16 protein-coding genes and 1 tRNA gene are annotated in these 15728 nt (G+C 63.3%); 4 read left to right on the top strand and 13 right to left on the bottom strand.

All coding sequences use genetic code 11. The features are described from left to right. Positions 1-181 precede the first annotated feature (181 nt). From Q0176_RS08830 to Q0176_RS08815, 4 genes are all read left to right on the top strand, one after another. The gene (locus Q0176_RS08830) at positions 182-1741 is read left to right on the top strand and encodes an acyl-CoA carboxylase subunit beta (RefSeq protein WP_299301700.1); all 1560 of its coding nucleotides are present in this window, start codon (positions 182-184) and stop codon (positions 1739-1741) included. 11 nt (positions 1742-1752) lie between these two features. Continuing rightward, positions 1753-2172, top strand: coding sequence for an OadG family transporter subunit (locus Q0176_RS08825; protein ID WP_299301697.1), 420 nt, complete (start codon positions 1753-1755; stop codon positions 2170-2172). A gap of 61 nt (positions 2173-2233) precedes the next feature. Continuing rightward, positions 2234-2641 carry a biotin/lipoyl-containing protein gene (locus Q0176_RS08820; RefSeq protein WP_366797396.1) on the top strand — a complete coding sequence of 136 codons (408 nt, stop codon included), beginning with the start codon at positions 2234-2236 and terminating at the stop codon, positions 2639-2641. Between the two features lie 147 nt (positions 2642-2788). Continuing rightward, the gene (locus Q0176_RS08815) at positions 2789-3439 is read left to right on the top strand and encodes a hypothetical protein (RefSeq protein ID WP_299301691.1); all 651 of its coding nucleotides are present in this window, start codon (positions 2789-2791) and stop codon (positions 3437-3439) included. A gap of 5 nt (positions 3440-3444) precedes the next feature. On the opposite strand, the gene Q0176_RS08810 is transcribed toward Q0176_RS08815, so the two are convergent. From Q0176_RS08810 to Q0176_RS08750, 13 genes are all read right to left on the bottom strand, one after another. Then, on the bottom strand, positions 3445-4263 hold the full coding sequence (locus Q0176_RS08810; protein ID WP_299301688.1) for an integrase core domain-containing protein: 819 nt from the start codon (positions 4261-4263) through the stop codon (positions 3445-3447). A 217-nt stretch (positions 4264-4480) separates the two neighbouring features. Next, complete coding sequence (rpsI, locus tag Q0176_RS08805) at positions 4481-4873, bottom strand: 30S ribosomal protein S9 (protein ID WP_299301685.1); 393 nt, start codon at positions 4871-4873, stop codon at positions 4481-4483. 23 nt (positions 4874-4896) lie between these two features. Next, positions 4897-5328 carry a 50S ribosomal protein L13 gene (gene rplM, locus Q0176_RS08800; RefSeq protein ID WP_299301682.1) on the bottom strand — a complete coding sequence of 144 codons (432 nt, stop codon included), beginning with the start codon at positions 5326-5328 and terminating at the stop codon, positions 4897-4899. Between the two features lie 298 nt (positions 5329-5626). Then, entirely contained in the window at positions 5627-5848 is a 222-nt protein-coding gene (gene secG, locus Q0176_RS08795) for a preprotein translocase subunit SecG (protein WP_299301679.1), read from the bottom strand. Between the two features lie 172 nt (positions 5849-6020). Then, entirely contained in the window at positions 6021-6611 is a 591-nt protein-coding gene (gene rdgB, locus Q0176_RS08790) for an RdgB/HAM1 family non-canonical purine NTP pyrophosphatase (RefSeq protein ID WP_299301676.1), read from the bottom strand. Continuing rightward, entirely contained in the window at positions 6601-7359 is a 759-nt protein-coding gene (gene rph / locus Q0176_RS08785; RefSeq protein ID WP_299301673.1) for a ribonuclease PH, read from the bottom strand. Before rph ends, rdgB begins: the two co-directional genes overlap by 11 nt. 2 nt (positions 7360-7361) lie before the next feature. Then, positions 7362-8099 (bottom strand): GerMN domain-containing protein, encoded by a 738-nt coding sequence (locus Q0176_RS08780; protein ID WP_299301671.1) that lies wholly within the window; start codon positions 8097-8099, stop codon positions 7362-7364. Positions 8100-8165: 66 nt separating this feature from the next. Beyond that, on the bottom strand, positions 8166-9959 hold the full coding sequence (locus tag Q0176_RS08775; protein ID WP_299301668.1) for an N-acetylmuramoyl-L-alanine amidase: 1794 nt from the start codon (positions 9957-9959) through the stop codon (positions 8166-8168). Then, positions 9956-10990, bottom strand: a complete 1035-nt coding sequence (gene ltaE, locus Q0176_RS08770) for a low-specificity L-threonine aldolase (RefSeq protein ID WP_299301665.1) — start codon at positions 10988-10990, stop codon at positions 9956-9958. Before ltaE ends, Q0176_RS08775 begins: the two co-directional genes overlap by 4 nt. Positions 10991-11114: 124 nt before the next feature. Beyond that, positions 11115-11945: a PHP domain-containing protein gene (locus Q0176_RS08765; RefSeq protein ID WP_299301662.1), complete on the bottom strand. Its 831-nt coding sequence runs from the start codon at positions 11943-11945 to the stop codon at positions 11115-11117. 3 nt (positions 11946-11948) lie between these two features. Continuing rightward, positions 11949-12491 carry a chemotaxis protein CheW gene (locus tag Q0176_RS08760; protein ID WP_299301659.1) on the bottom strand — a complete coding sequence of 181 codons (543 nt, stop codon included), beginning with the start codon at positions 12489-12491 and terminating at the stop codon, positions 11949-11951. A gap of 197 nt (positions 12492-12688) precedes the next feature. Further along, the gene (locus Q0176_RS08755; protein ID WP_299301656.1) at positions 12689-14959 is read right to left on the bottom strand and encodes a cation-translocating P-type ATPase; all 2271 of its coding nucleotides are present in this window, start codon (positions 14957-14959) and stop codon (positions 12689-12691) included. Positions 14960-15326: 367 nt separating this feature from the next. Further along, positions 15327-15416: transfer RNA gene (locus Q0176_RS08750), tRNA-Ser, on the bottom strand. Positions 15417-15728: the final 312 nt, after the last annotated feature.

Raw genomic sequence — 15728 nt, 5'->3', positions numbered from 1 at the left:
CCGGGAGTATCGTCATTTCCCCCGGTCCATAATCGCGGAGATGTGCTATGCTCTGGCGCGTGTACGAGATCAGGGAAGCGCTGATTCAATCCATGAAGCCCCCATGTTGATTTTTTCTTTATGACAATCGAATGCCTGTGACGAGCTTCGCGGGCTTATCTTAAGGAGGAACGTGTCGGATATGGGATTCCGTACCATTGAGGAGCTTTGTGAGGAGCTCAAGGAGAAACGCGTATCCGCTCTTGCCGGCGGCGGGGAGAAGGCCATCGCCAAGCAGAAGGCCAAGGGAAAGGGGACGGCCCGGGAGAGGATCGGTCAGCTCCTGGACCCGGGGTCCTTCGTGGAGATCGACGAGTACGTGACGCACCGCTGCGTCAACTTCGGTCTGGACAAGAACAAACCTCTGGGGGACGGGGTCGTCACCGGCTGGGGGACCATCGACGGGCGGAAGGTCTTCGTCTTCAGCCAGGACTTCACCGTCCTGGGGGGGTCGCTCGGCGAGAAGCATGCCGACAAGATCTGCAAGGTGATGGACCTGGCGATGGAGATGGGCTGCCCGGTCATCGGCCTCAACGATTCCGGCGGCGCCCGCATCCAGGAGGCCATCGACGCCCTGAACGGCTACGGCAAGATCTTCTACCGCAACACCCTCGCCAGCGGGGTGATCCCCCAGTTCTCCGTCATCATGGGGCCCACGGCGGGCGGCGCGGTCTACAGCCCCGCCCTCACGGACTTCATCTTCATGGTGGACAAGACGGGCGTCATGCACATCACGGGCCCCGCGGTCATCAAGGCCGTTACCGGCGAGGAGGTGACGAGCGAGGAACTGGGCGGCGCGGTCACGCACAACACGAAGAGCGGCAATGCCCATTTCATGGCCTCCTCGGAGGAGGAGTGCTTCGCGCAGATCCGTAAGGTGCTCTCCTACCTGCCCCTGAACAACCTGGAGGATGCGCCCTTCAGGGAGACGTCGGACAGCGTGGAGCGCGCCGACCCGGAGCTGCGCGGCGTGGTCCCCACGAACCCCAACAAGGGGTACGACGTGAGGGACGTGCTTGCGCGCATCCTGGACGATGGGGAGTTCACCGAGGTCCAGGCGGGCTGGGCTCAGAATATCCTGACGGGCTACGGCCGCATCGGAGGACGGGCCATCGGGATCATCGCCAATCAGGCCAAGGTCATGGCGGGCTGCCTCGACATCAATGCCTCGGACAAGGCCAGCCGCTTCATCCGTCACTGCGACGCCTTCAACCTGCCGATCGTGACCTTCGTGGACGTCCCCGGCTACCTGCCCGGGGTCACCCAGGAGCACAACGGCATCATCCGGCACGGGGCCAAGCTTCTCTACGCCTACAGCGAGGCCACGGTTCCCCTCGTCACCGTCATCCTGCGCAAGGCCTACGGGGGGGCCTACCTGGCCATGAGCAGCAAATCGCTGGGGGCCGACATGGTCCTGGCCTGGCCTCAGGCGGAGATCGCCGTCATGGGGGCCGAGGGCGCGGCGAACATCGTCTTCAAGAAGGAGATCGAGGCGTCCTCCGATCCCGCCTCAGCCCGCCTCGAGAAGATAGAGGAGTACCGCAAGGCCTTCGCGACCCCCTACGTGGCGGCGGAGAGGGGCCTGGTGGACCGGGTCATCATGCCGGAGGAGACGCGCAGGGAGCTCTGGCTCGCCCTGAACGGCATGGAGAGCAAGCGGGTCGGACGCCCGAGCAAGAAGCACGGCGTCATCCCGCACTGAGGAGGCGAACCATGAATCCCTCTGCGGCTCCGGCTGCCTTCGAAGGGGTTTCCGGCTCCATCACCGTCAGCATCACGGCCTTCACCATCGTCTTTGCCGTCCTTGCGGGGCTCACGGCGGTGATCTACGCCATCAAAATCTTTGCCGGGGAGGATGTCGGGCCGGCCGCCGCCTCCGCCTCCCCGCTGCTCCCCGGGGGCGAACCCGCTCCATCGGCTCCCGTCGCCCCGGCGCCTCGAGCCGCCGGGGTCGACCGGAAGGTCGTCGCGGCCATTACGGCGGCTGTCCTTGCGGCGACGGGGGGCCGGGGTCGGGTGCTCTCCGTCGTCCCCGAGAGGGGGGCGGAACAGCCCTCCCGCTGGACCCGCACCTGGAGGACCGCCGCCCTGATCGAAGGGGTCGGGAATCGTCTGAGCCGTCCATGGAAGTGAAACGTAACGTCGTTTGTGCTCGTCCCGAGCGCGTCATTTTTGGAAAGGGGTTGTGTCGGTAGTGAACAAATATAGGGTTGTCGTGGACGGTACCGCGTATGTCGTCGAGGTGGAGGATTTGGGCACGGGCGCCGCGCCCGTGAGCGCGCCCGCCGCTCCGGCGGCCGCCCCCGCGCCGACTGCGGCAGCTGCCGCTCCCGTATCCGCACCTGCGGCCCCCGCCGCGCCGAAGGCTGCGGCTCCGGTCTCCGCCGGGGGCTCGGCCATCGCCGCGCCCATGCCGGGCAAGGTCCTCGACGTCAAGGTCGCGGTCGGCAGCGTCGTCAAGGCCGGCGACCTCGTGCTGCTTCTCGAGGCCATGAAGATGGAGAACGAGATCTTCGCCCCCGCCGACGGCACGGTGGCGGAGGTCCGGGTGCGGGGCGGGGAGTCCGTCAATACGGGGGACGTCCTGGTCGTCCTCTCCTAACAGGGATATGGAAATGGCATGATATAACACGATTGGATTGACAATCCAAATGCAACAGTATCTGTATCGACGGAGACGGGCCTGAACAAGCATTTCGAAAGGGGAGCCCGACATGCCGGATTGTCCGGGAACAGGTAGCGTTTTTTCATGGCGGAAACGATGACGGACCGTTCCGGGAGTTTCAGTCCCGGACCCGGAGCCGGGAACGGAAGGAATACGAACGGAGAAGCGGGGCCGGAGGGCTCCGCTTTCTCCGGTTCTGCGGCGCTGGTGGAGAATGCCATCGTCTCCCTGGCGATAGCTGCGCGCATTGCGGGGATACCTGCGGATCCCGAGAGCCTGTGCCGTGCGTTTCCCTCGCGGGAACCCTCCGCCATCCCCCTCATCCTCCTGCGTGCGGCAAAGGCGCTGGGCCTCAAGGCAAAAAGGATGACGACCTCGGCGGAAAGGCTCGACAGGCTGCCTCAGCCCTCGCTGCTCCTCCTCTCCGACGGCGGCGTCCTGATCTTTCTGAGGTTCGAGGCGGCGAAAAGCGAGGCCGCACCGGACGCTTCTCCCGATGCTCCTCCTGAAAACGGGCGGGTCATGCTGCTCCGGGCCGGGGAGAAAAGGCCGTTTGTCTGGAGCTGCGAAGAGCTGGGCGCGGTGTGGGAGGGAGACGCCATCCTTCTGGCACGGCGCTTCTCCCTGGCGGAGCTGGGCAGGAAGTTCAGCATCGGGTGGTTTCTGCCGGTGATCCTGCGGTTCAAGCGCCACCTGGGCGAGGTCTTCGTCGGGTCTTTCTTTCTTCAGATGTAAGCAAGTCAAGGGTTATTTACAAAATCCTGTCTGAAAAAATATAAGCAGAGCTTTTCTCCCGGCGTCAAATTACCCAGAGATTTGTGAGGTTTGACCCAGTTGTAGTAATTGACGAAACGAGCTAGTGATTTTCTGCGATGTTCCGGAGACTCGAAACGCTCCTTATCGTGCCACATCTCCATTAAGGTCCGTATGACTCGTTCCGCCTTGCCATTGGTCTTCGGTGTTGCCGGGCGCGTGAACTTCTGCCCGATACCATTTCTCATGCACAGTTCCGCAAAAGCGTGATGCTCCGGATTCCCTTGAAATTCTTTGCCGTTATCCGTATAGGCTGTCTCAATCGTATAGGCGCATTCCTCCAGGACTTGACCCAGAAAGCTCCCAGCAGAAGCGGCTGTCTTGTCCGGCAGAATTGCCGCATAGAGCTCACGGCTGTAGTCGTCGATCGCCACGAAAAGATAATCTCGTGGGGTGGTATGGTCTTGTCCCTTCAGTAAAGGCAGACGCTTGAAGTCAAGGTGAAGCATTTCCCCCGGATAGCTTTTGTTGTAACGTTTGGCCTCCTTTTTCAATCGGGCTTCAATTGTCTTTTCTATTTTGGCAAGACGTTTCATGCCCCAGGCCAGAGTGCGGAAACGAGCATTGCAGCTGTTGTGAATAGAGAAATCCCGTTTTCGGCCTCGTGCCGGAATCTTATAGATCGTCGGACGGGAGACGTGATATTCCTCGGCCAGCAAGGCAACGCGTATGTGTTCTGTGTGATGCCTCCGATAAATCTCCTCTCGCTGCTGGGGTGTCCGTTTTGTGCGTTTGTGGATGTTCATTTCGGGCGGCTCCTTCCCGGGCGTTTCTCGCCTGTAATCTCACCCGGTTTGTAAACAACCCTAGATTAGCCTACAATTTTGCCCCTATAAAATTCAGGGAGTCAGGGCATCCTGATGCATGCCGCAACTCCCTGAAGAAGAACATCCGGCCCAACCGGCCGATTCTGAAGTCAATCCGTGCAGTCCAACGGAAAAAACGTCGGCGCCACCCGGAAAATTAACGCTTGGAGAACTGCCGCTTGCCGCGGGCTCCCTTCTGCCCGAACTTCTTGCGTTCGACCATGCGGGGGTCGCGGGTCAGAAGGCCCTCCTTCTTCAAGGCGGGGCGAAGGTCCGGATTCATGCGGATCAGGGCTCGCGCAATCCCCATCTTGACCGCTCCGGCCTGGCCGGTCAAGCCGCCGCCCGAAGCGTTGACGAAGACATCGACCTTGCCCTCAAGGTTCACCGCCTTCAGCGACTGCATGACCTGAGCCTGCCAGACCAGGCGAGGGAAGTACTCCTCCACCGTCCGGTCGTTGATCTTGAGTTCTCCGTTGCCCGGGCAAAGCCGAACACGGGCCAGGGCGTTCTTGCGGCGACCCGTTCCCCAGCAATAGCTGTTTTCCATCTGCCTGTCCTCCTGCTTCAAAACTATAGATCAAGCGCCTCGGGCGCCTGAGCGACGTGGGGATGATTGGGGCCCGTGTAAACCTTCAACTTACTCGCGTACTTCAGGCGGGTTTTGGGAAGCATGCCCTTCACCACATGTTCGAACAAAAATTCGGGGCGCTTCTCGAGCATTCTCTCCCAGGGGATGGATCGGTAGCCCCCCGAGTGCCCCGTATGATAGTGATAGTGCGACTGCGAGGCTTTGCGGCCCGTCAGGCGGACTTTATCCGCATTGACGACGATCACGTAATCCCCCGTATCCACGTGGGGCGTGAAGGTCGGCCTGTGCTTGCCCGTCAGGATGCGCGCAATGCTCGCCGCCAGACGGCCGATAGGCCTGTCCGTGGCATCCACGATATACCACTTTCTTTCCACCTGACCGGGCCTGGCCAAGTAGGAACTGCTGCCTGCCATCTCGTTTCCTCCTCGAACTCTACACGAAGCCGACTCATTTTTTCTAAAGAACGGCCCCGTAGTTTTTCAGTTTCCTAATTTATCCCTCAGTAACGGAAGAAGATGCTTCAGCAAGAGAACAACCTTGCGGGACACGAAAGCTCTCACCGGAATAGTGGCAGGGGGGCCATCCGGGGAGAACTCCAACCGTCACGCCAGGCCGATCTTGTTCAAAGCACCGTGCTTCGCAAACTTCTATTGTATACGAACACTGCAGTCGTTCGCAAGTACTCCGGTCAAATCCGCTATGTTCTGCCAACTAACGTATCAGGGCAAGAGCGAGGGAGGTCAACATAAAGAGGGCCGCCAGGACGACGGTGATCTTGGTCAGCCCGGAAAAGCGCTGCCACTGCCCCGCATCCGCCTGGGTTCCGCCCCCGAATACCCCCGCAAAACCGCCTTCCTTGCGATGCTGGGCCAACACGATCATCATCAGCACCACGGAGATCACGATATGCACCAGAGAAAGCAACGTCCGCACCAGAAAACTCCTCCTCGTCCCAGAAACACACAAATTACTTTCCGCCCGCAAGGTACCGAAGAACACAGGCGAAAAATATCTCTCCTAAAATATTCATGCCCATGTTACCGGCATGTCATGCATTTATTTTATCATACATTCTTTACGAGAGGGACATAGAATCGAGATCATTTCACCATTCCTCCGCATCCAACACCTGCAGCAGCGCCCGCAGCGCGGCGGCGCGGTGCGAGACGGCATTCTTCGTCTCCGGCGGGATATCGGCAAAGGAGCCGCCGAGGCCGTCCGGCAGGAACAGCGGGTCGTACCCGAACCCTCCGGTCCCCGACGGACGCTCCGCGATGCGGCCCGGACACTCCCCCTCGCAGACCAGGGTCCACCGCTCGGGGACCGAAAGAGCCAGGGCCGCCACGAATCGCGCCCGGCGATCGCTCCGTCCCTCCATCTGCGACAGAAGCCAGCAATTCCGGTCCTCGTCGGTCCCCTCGACGATCCGTGCGGAACGGACGCCGGGAAGCCCTCCCAGGGCCGCGACCTCCAGGCCGCTGTCGTCCGCCAGGCTCGGCAGGCCGGACGCCTCCGCCCAGGCTTTGGCCTTCAGCACGGCGTTCATGGCATAACTACCGCCGGTCTCCTCGACGGCGAGGCCCCCGACCTCAGGGGCAAACAGGAGACTCCCAACGAACGATTCCGGCAGAATCGCGCGGAACTCCTCATACTTGCCCCGGTTGCCCGTGGCCAGAAGCAGGTTCTCAAAAAACAAGGGCGCTGCGCTCCGCCGCCGTGAACTCGAGCGCCGCCGTCTGCCGCTCCCGGATCTCGCGGCACCCCTTCAGGCAGAGGTCGAAGATGCGGTCGGTCTCCGTCCGTGAAAAGGGAGCCTCCTCACCGGTCCCCTGAACCTCGACGAAACGGTCGGCGTGGTCCGCGACCACGTTGAAATCGACGCTGGCCGCCCGGTCCTCCTCGCTGTCGAGATCGAGGCGGACCGTCCCGTCCAGGATCCCCGCGCTCACCGCAGAGATGCAGGACAGGAGCGGGAGCGTTCCGAAAGCGCCCTCATCCCTCAGCACCCTGAGTGCATCCACCAATGCGACGTATCCGCCGTTGACGGAGGCGACGCGCGTACCGCCGTCGGCCTGAAGCACGTCGCAGTCGATCGTGATGGTCCGGGGCCCCAGCCTTTTCAAATCCACGCACAGGCGCAGGGCCCGCCCTATCAGACGCTGAATCTCGGCACTGCGCCCACTGATCCCCGAGCGTACGGCACGCTGCGTCCGGCGGTCCGTGGAGCGCGGCAGCATCGCGTATTCCGCCGTGATCCACCCCTGATCCGTCCCCCGCAGAAAGGCGGGGACCTTCTCCTCCACCGTCGCGGTACAGAGCACCCGCGTCTCGCCCTGGACGGCCAGAACAGCTCCCTCCGCGTAACGCGTATAATGCCGCTCGAAGGAAAGGGGGCGCAGCGCGTCGAACGGCCTCCCCCCCCGCTGCGGGGCCCGGGCGTCCATCGCTACGCGCGCGGCAGCTGCCAGGGCACCGTCAGATCGATGGGGGCCCCGCCGGAGGACACCGCGCCGTCGATAAGGAAACGCACCTTGACGATCGGCGGAAAGTTGTCCTGCATCGTGCGGACGATGCCCGTCACCAAAAACTGGCTGTTCTTCTGTCCCAATTTGGACAGGGCCGCGGCGAACCCCCTCGAGCAGTCCAGGTACACCGTGTCCGCGCTCCGGAATACGTGGAGCACGCGCACATTGGACTCCGCCCCCTCGATGCCGCTCATGACGAGAAGAGTCTGGACGGCGTCCCTGATGTTGTCCTCCTGAGGACGGGCGAGGAAAGGCCGGACATCCTCGGCCAGGCCTCCGTTCTTGAGGAAGTAGAGCCTCAGGCTGACCTGTTGGATATCCCCTCGCACCCCGGAAAGCGCGGCCTTCGCCTTCTCTTTCTCCTTTTCCTTCTCCGACTCCGTCAGCGCCTTCAGGTCCTCCCCGTTCTCGACCCTGTTCTCCGGCTTCAGCAGGGAACGGGTGTTCAGGGAGCGCACCATCCAGGACGTTCCGAGATACCCCGCCACGAAGCAGAGGAGGATGATCCCGATCCAGGAAAAAAAGCGCAGCAGGAACGGCGGCCGCTCCCGTCCCGGGGAGCGGGAATCCCGGCCGCGTCGCCGCGGCCTCCGGCCTTCAAAGTCGTCATTGTAATCATCGTCGTAACGATCGTCGGGCGCATCCCCGCGACGAGCCATCGAGCATTCCCCCCATTTACGGATATCCATACGCGTGTGCGTACCGATTCGACTGCCTCCAGAACCTCAGTTCAGATAGTTGACGATCCCCTCCGCCATCGCCTCGGCGATCCTCCGCTGGTAGCCCGGATGGGCCAGAAGCTTGGCCTCGTTGAGGTTCGTCACGAAACCCGTCTCCAAAAGCACCGCCGGCATCCCGGCCCCCCGAAGGACAAAGAACGGCGCCTGAGCCACTCGCTTCATCGGGATGCCCCGCAGTTTCCCCGCCTTGAACAGGGCTTCCGCCAGTTCCGTGCTCTCGCTGATCTTGTTGTTCTGCTGCATATCCCCCAGGATGCGAAGCAAAAGCTCCGTCCTTCTGTCCACGGCCGCGGAGCTGCCGGACTTCTCCTCCACATACTCCCGGTTCTCTATTTTGGCGAGCGCGAGCGCATCCTTGTCCGTCGGCAGCGCCATGAGATAGATCTCGAAGCCCGCGGTATTCTTCAGTGAGGGCAGAGCGTTGGCGTGGACGCTGACGAAGACGTCCGCATTGGCCTGGTTGGCGATGTCCGTCCGCTCCTGAAGCTTCAGGTAGACGTCGGTCCTCCGGGTCATCTGAACCTCGAACCCCCTGCTCCTCAGCACCTCCTCCAAAGCCAGCCCAATCCCCAGGTTGATGTCCTTCTCCCGAACGCCGTTGGCCGTCGCCCCGGGGTCCTTTCCTCCGTGACCGGGGTCCACGACGACCAGGCGCTTTCCTCCCCGCCTCGCCGGAGGCTGGACCGGCGTCTTTGCCCTGGGGGATTTTCCTGCCGGCCCGGGCACTGGCGCGGGAGCAGGAGCGGGAGCGGGAGGAGGCGTGGGGGCGGGCAGCACGCGGATATCCGCCGGGGACTCGAAGAAGAAGTCCAGCACGATGCGCCGCGGGGCATCCAGGGCCAGGCGCTCCACACGCAGGCTGTTGGACGAGAAGACCAGCGACGCCCCGGACGGTCCCCGTTTCAGATCTGCGGAAATGTTGCCGTAGGGGGACGGAAGGCCCTCCAGAAATTCCGAGGCGCTGGAGAAGAGGGCCCGAACGTTGCCCTTCTCGACCTGAATCTGCGGTTCGGCCCCATCGCTGCAATCGATCACGGCCCGTATCCGCTCGCGCGACGTGCTCCATCGAAGGGCCCGGATCTCCCCTCTATTTCCGGAAGCCTCCGGTTTCGCATCGGGCTTGTCCCTTGCGGGGCTCTCCCCCAAGGACTTCTCCCCCGCCGGAATCGGGATCGTCGCGTCCTCCGCCCTTTCCGCCCCCTTGGCTTCCTTTCCTCCCGCCTGCGGGGTCCCTTCCCCCACGGGTTCCGAAGGAGAGGGGACGGAGGCATCCGCCGCGGAGGGCGACGCCGTGGGAAGCGCCTCCGAGCCGGCCGGCTCGGAGGGAGGGGCGTCCGCCTCCACCTCGAAACGCAGGCGGTTTCCCGCCCCCGTCCCGGTCGCCCGCTGAAAGAGCGACAGGACGGACGGAATGTCCAGCCACCAACGTCCGTCCCGTTCGAAGGCCGCCCCATAGAGCGGGATGAGATAAAGGTCCCTCCATGCGGCCACCGCGTTCAGGACGATACGGAACCGCATGTCGCCGCGGATGAGGAGCAGTTCCTCCCCCGACAGCGACGCCTGGAACCCCAGGAGCGCTCCCGTGTCCGTCAGGGAGACCCAGGGCTCATTGTTGGAGCCGTTCGTCGTCGGGACCGAGCCCAGGGCGTTTCCGCCCCGATAGAGCGTCGCGCTGCCCCAGGCCGGCCCCGAGAGCATCAGACAGACCGCCAGGACGAATCCCAGAAGCCCCAGGGACAAAAAGCACTTTCCCGATCGGAAGAGGTCCAGGTCTCTCATGCTGATCGGGCTGCCCTCGCGATGACCGAGGCGGCCTCGAGGGCAGCCTCGGCACTCACGTCCAGGTGGGTAACCAGGCGGAAGGTGTCCGGCGCGGACTTGTTGAAAACGACCCTCTCCCTGCGGCAGAACTCGAGAATCCTGTCGGCGGAGGGCACGTCCTTTGCCCTGAAGTAGACCATATTGGTCGGGCGCGCCGCCATAAAGACGTCCAGGCCGGCATCCGCAAGGATCGAAGCGATCTTCCGGGCGTTCTCGTGGTCCTCCGCCAGGCGTTCAATGTTGTGCCGCAGCGCATAAAGGCCGGCGGCCGCGACGATCCCCACCTGGCGCAGCCCTCCTCCGAGGCGCTTGCGCCAGAAGCGCGCACGCTCGACGAAGGCGCGCGAGGCGCAGACCAGGCTTCCCATGGGGGCCCCCAGCCCCTTGGAGAGGCAGATCTGAACGCTGTCGGCATCGCGCACCAGGTCAGCGGGCTTCACCCCCAGCGCTACCGCCGCGTTGAAGAGGCGGGCTCCGTCGATATGGACACCGAGCCCCCGGTCGTGGGCCCATGCCGCGCGCTCGGAGATCTCCCGAGGCGTCGAGGCGTGCCCTCCCCGCCGGTTGTTGGTGTTCTCGAGGCAGACCAGCCGGGCCCGGACGAAATGGACGTTATCCGCAGGCTTCAGGACGGCCTCCATCTCCGGTATCCCGGGAAGCCCCGAGGGATCGTCGGCCGGGAGCGGCATGATCCCGCCCAGGCAGGCCATACCCCCTCCCTCGAAGTTGAGGATATGGGTCTCCCGTCCGAGGATGACCCCTTCGCCACGACCGCAGTGCGTCAGAAGCGAGACCAGGTTGCCCTGTGTGCCGGACGTGACGTAGAGGGCCGCCTCCTTGCCCAGGAGCCCGGCGGCCTCCTCCTCGAGACGCAGCACCGTCGGATCGTCGCCGTAGACGTCGTCGCCGACCTCCGCCTCCGCCATCGCCCTCCGCATCGCCGCGCAGGGCTTCGTCACCGTATCGCTCCGCAGATCTATGGGAAACAACGAACACGCACCTCCAGGCCATCTTGCCAGATTTCGCCTTACTTACCTTATTTCATCTCCAAATCGTTTGCAGACAAAGCGAGCCCAAACAACGCACCATACGAGCGACTTGAAATTGGAGTCCCTAAAGCCCGCCGCAGAAACGGGCCCACGGCAAGAGATCATCCCTCACCAGGCACCCCGATATCTTGGCCGGGTGCCCTGGACGCCCATGAAAGTCCGTTCCCGCAGTCGTGTAGAGCCCGCGCTTTCCGGACTCGTTCAGGCAGCGCCATGTCTGGGCCGAATCCGCGCCCTGAAACCAGCACTCCACCCCCCAGAGCCCCATCTCCTTCAATCGGTCCAGGAGGGGCTCGAAGTCCCCGGGGTCGGTCAGAGAGCTCAGGGGGTGGGCCCAGACCGGCAGCCCCCCCGCCTCACGGATGACGCGGATGGCCTCCTCCGTGGGCAGGAGGGAGCGCGATACGTAGGCGGAGCCGCCCTGGCCGATATAGCGCGAGAACGCATCCCGAACCGAGGGGGCATACCCCCTCTCCCAAAGCGCCTGCGCGATATGGGGACGCCCCACGATGCCCCTCGCGTGCGCCTCGACGTCCCCCATCGAGATCGAGATCCCAAGCCCGCGAAGGCGCTCGCAGATCTCCCAGTTCCTCTCCCGGCGCGCGCTCCGGTACTGCGCCAGGACCTCGCCGAGCTCCGGGGAATCGAGATCGAAGCGATAACCCAGGATATGCAGTTCCCCCTCCGGCGAGGTGGACGAGAGCTCGATCCCCGGGACGCCCCGGATACTGAACCGGCGGCAGCCCGAGAGAAACGGCACGACACCGTCGACGGTGTCGTGGTCCGTCAGAGAAGCGACGGCGACCTTGTGTTTATGCAGCAGACACGCCAGTTCCGACGGGGCGAAGGCTCCGTCGGAACATGTGCTGTGAATATGAAGATTGATCCGAATCAACCGCTATTCCTTTCCGGCTTCCTCCTGGAGGATCTGGTCCAGCTCGAAGAGGGACGAAACATCCAGCAGAAGGATAAGACGGCCGTCGGCGGGCTTGGCGACCCACAGGACGTAGCGTTTGTCCATTGCGGAGGAGAGCTTCGAGGCCGTCTCCAGCTGGGAGTCGTAAATCGTGCGAACCTCGCGGACCGAGTTCACGATGATCCCGAACATGACGTCGCTGACGGAGAGCACGACGATGCGGGCCTCCTCGGTCAGTGGCGTGGAGGGCATCCCGATCTTGAGCTGCATGTCGAAGACCGGCACGATCGTCCCCCTGAGGTTGATGACGCCCCTGATGTATCCCGGCGCATTGGGGACGCGGGTGATGAAGGGCGGGACCCGCACGATCTCGCGGACGATGTTGACGTCCACCCCAAAATCCTCGTTTCCCAGAGCGAATACGAGATTGATGTGTTCCTGTCCCAGCGACTCGACGTCAATATCCTTACCGATAGACTGCTGCGGGACATCGACGACGCCCGCATTATTCAACTGCGCCGACAATTTTCGCTCGCCTCCTTCACGGACCGACCGGTCGTTCGGCCCGGCGGCCCGATTCGACCAACCGTTTTCCGTCCCCAATAAGGGACGCATCGATTTATTATAGCCTATTCCCACGGATCCGTCGCAGCCCACCGGCCCCTCAACGTTAAAAAGCGCCGACTCAATCCAGAAAAACACCCCGGTTGGTTTTTCAAGGACTAGGCGCCCTCCCCGTCCTCCCTCCCGAAATGCCCTGCGATGCGCATGGAGCTCAGGATGACGGAGATGGAGCTGGCGGCCATGGCGCTCTCCGCAACGATCGGGTTCAGCAGCGAGAGCATCGCCAGGGGCACGGCCACGACGTTGTAGGCGAAGGCCCAGAACAGGTTCTGCCGAATGACCTCGAAGATGCGCCGGGAGAGCGATATCGCGTCGGCCACCCGGGACACGCCGCCCTTTACGATCACGATGTCCGCGTTCTCCACGGCCAGGTCGCTGCCCGCCCCCATGGCCACGCCGATGTCCGCGCCCTTCAGGGCCGCGGCATCGTTGATCCCGTCGCCGGCCATCATAACCTTGCGCCCCCGGGCCTGCCAGTCCCGCACGAGGGTCAGCTTGTCGTCCGGCCGCAGGGCGGCGCGGTAATCGTCGACCCCGATCCGGGCCGCGACGCTCCGCGCCGTGCGCTCGTTGTCGCCCGTCGCCATGACGACCTCGACCCCCATCTCGCGGAGCCGCCGCACCGCCTCCGGGGTGTCCTCCCGAATGGGGTCCTCCACGGCGATGAAGCCCAGCACCTCGTCGCCCGAGCGCATCTCGACGACCGTCCGGCCAAGGTCGAGCTGCGCCCCATAGACGTCCGGGTCGACAGGACGCCCGATGAAGAACTCCCGCCCCCCGACCGTCGCGCGCACCCCCTCGCCCGCGGTCTCCGCCACCTCCGAGACTTCGGCGTCGCCCGCGGCAGCCGCGGTGATGGCCTTGGCCAGGGGATGGGTCGACGATCTCTCGATGGAGGCCGCGGCGTTCAGCAGCTCCGGCGTCAGGTTCGTCTCCACGACCTTCGGAGCGCCCTCCGTCAGGGTCCCCGTCTTGTCCAGGATCGCGGCGCCCAGCTCACGGGCTGTCTGTACGGCCTCGGCGTTGCGGATCAGCAGTCCGCGCTTCGAGGCCGCACCCGTCCCCGCGACGAGCGCCATGGGAATGGCGAGCCCGAGCGCGCAGGGGCAGGCGATCACCAGCGTGGAGATAAAGGCGTTCAGCGCTTTTGCGGGGCTGGCCGTCCCCAGGAAGGCGAGGGGCAGGGGCGACATCCCGTATATCCGATACAGGACCCACCAGAACGTGCCCGACAATACGGCCAACAGGAATACGACGGGGACGAAACGGTTCGTCACCCGGTCCGCGAAGGCCTGGATGGGAATTTTCGCCCCCTGGGCCTCGCGAATCAACGAGGCCATGCGCGAGAGGAAGCTGTCCTCCCCCACCGATGTGGCCCGTACGCGCAGGGCGCCCGTCAGGTTCAGGGAACCTCCCGTCACCGCATCCCCTACGCCGCGGGACACGGGGATGGACTCCCCCGTCAGCATGGACTCGTCGATCGACGTCGTGCCCCGGACGATCTCCCCGTCCACGGCGATGCGCTCGCCCGGCAGGACGACCACGACGTTTCCCGACTTCACCGCTTCGATCGGGACCTCGACCGTCCTACCTCCCTCCTCCTTTCTGCCGCCCTCCTTTCCGACATCCCCCTTTCCGATATCCTCATCGGAAAGCAGCAGCCGCGCCGTGGGCACGGAGAGGGACAGAAGCGCCCGCACCTGTTTCGACGCCCGGTCCCGGAGCCGGGACTCGATGTAGCGTCCCGTGAGGTGCAGGGCCACGATCATCGTCGATATGGCGCCGAACGAGGGGAAGGCCGGGTCGGCCCAGGAGACGAACACCGTGCCCCAGGCGGAAAGCGCACCCAACGCGACCAGCACGTCCATGTTGGCGTGCCGATGCGAGAGGGCGATCCACGCGCTCCGGAGAATACGGCGCCCGATCCCGAAGAGGACGAAGGCCCCGCACACCGCCTCGATGAACGGCATGGCCTGCATGACGCGCTCCATGGCTCCGGCGTGCGCCCACGCCCCGCCGTACATGTGCAGCACCATCAGGACCATGAGCGGAACGACGACGACCCAGGAAAAGATCACCCCGCGCCGCGCCGCACGATACCGCTCCTCCTCCTGTCCCTCGCCGGGCGGGTTTCCTATGTCGTACCCCGCCTCGCGCACCGCCCGCTCCAGGACCTCCCGCGGCACCGGGCGCTCCAGCACCACGAAGGCGCTGTCCGTCGCCAGGTTCACCGCCGCAAACGACACTCCATCGACCTTCGACAGCTTCCGCTCCACCATCTTGGCACAGGTCGCGCAGGTCATCCCGGCAACGTAGAGGCTGACCTTCTCCTCAGTAAAGCCGTTTTCGATCTTCCCGTGTCCCGTCATGTCTCACTCGCCCCTCCGGGGTACGCCCGAATCTACGGCCGACGCATCCCCATCATGTTTTATTCAACGAACCTTACCGCAATTTACGGCCCCCCGCAAGGGCATAAGCCGATAGCGTTATCGAGGGATTGCCCTCCGGCCGTAATTTGTCGACGGATAAGGCCCGTTGGGAAGCGACGATTCTCCGCTCTCTATCCACATGCCCTGGCCCGCATAAGATGGCATCGAACCCGAAGGCGTTTACAGCCAGGACACTTCATATAGTCATACAGGAACATTCCGGTCGATAGCGCCAGACGAGAGAAAAGCAAAAACCCCGCTTGTGAGCGGGGTTTTTGACTTCGTCAGATTTCTGCGGAAATAAAAATGGCGGAGAAGGTGAGATTCGAACTCACGGAACGGCAAGCCGCTCAGTTGATTTCGAGTCAACCGCCTTCGACCACTCGGCCACTTCTCCGCACCGATTCCAACTTTTTTATTATAGCCGTTTTTTATAACCAGTGTCAAGGAAAATTGTGTCGTTTGTCGTTGTTCTGAGATAATGCAGCTGCGCTATAAGCAAGAAAGCAAATCTCTGCGTTACGCGTATTCGAACTTAGGGGTTTTATCAAACCTTCGGTCCACCCCCTCCGCGGCCGGCAGGTCTTTTGGTAATACTCGGGTATGGAGCAGGAGCGAGTGAATCCCCTAACCGGGAAACGCTGTTTTTCGCCCACTGGAAGGGTGGGGGAGCGCCGTCATCGTTGTATGATATAATACCTTGGTCTCA

The sequence above is a fragment of the uncultured Fretibacterium sp. genome, assembly GCF_938040765.1.
Classification (GTDB): Bacteria; Synergistota; Synergistia; order Synergistales; family Aminobacteriaceae; genus CAJPSE01.
This window is presented reverse-complemented; position numbering and strand designations above follow the sequence as displayed.

Excerpts from the sequence above, each read along its gene's own strand:
- Q0176_RS08830 (WP_299301700.1), top strand. The coding sequence starts at position 182 with ATGGGATTCCGTACCATTGAGGAGCTTTGTGAGGAGCTCAAGGAGAAA.
- Q0176_RS08825 (WP_299301697.1), top strand. The coding sequence starts at position 1,753 with ATGAATCCCTCTGCGGCTCCGGCTGCCTTCGAAGGGGTTTCCGGCTCC.
- Q0176_RS08815 (WP_299301691.1), top strand. The coding sequence starts at position 2,789 with ATGGCGGAAACGATGACGGACCGTTCCGGGAGTTTCAGTCCCGGACCC.
- Q0176_RS08810 (WP_299301688.1), bottom strand. The coding sequence starts at position 4,263 with ATGAACATCCACAAACGCACAAAACGGACACCCCAGCAGCGAGAGGAG.
- rpsI (WP_299301685.1), bottom strand. The coding sequence starts at position 4,873 with ATGGAAAACAGCTATTGCTGGGGAACGGGTCGCCGCAAGAACGCCCTG.
- rplM (WP_299301682.1), bottom strand. The coding sequence starts at position 5,328 with ATGGCAGGCAGCAGTTCCTACTTGGCCAGGCCCGGTCAGGTGGAAAGA.
- rph (WP_299301673.1), bottom strand. The coding sequence starts at position 7,359 with ATGGACGCCCGGGCCCCGCAGCGGGGGGGGAGGCCGTTCGACGCGCTG.
- Q0176_RS08780 (WP_299301671.1), bottom strand. The coding sequence starts at position 8,099 with ATGGCTCGTCGCGGGGATGCGCCCGACGATCGTTACGACGATGATTAC.
- Q0176_RS08775 (WP_299301668.1), bottom strand. The coding sequence starts at position 9,959 with ATGAGAGACCTGGACCTCTTCCGATCGGGAAAGTGCTTTTTGTCCCTG.
- Q0176_RS08755 (WP_299301656.1), bottom strand. The coding sequence starts at position 14,959 with ATGACGGGACACGGGAAGATCGAAAACGGCTTTACTGAGGAGAAGGTC.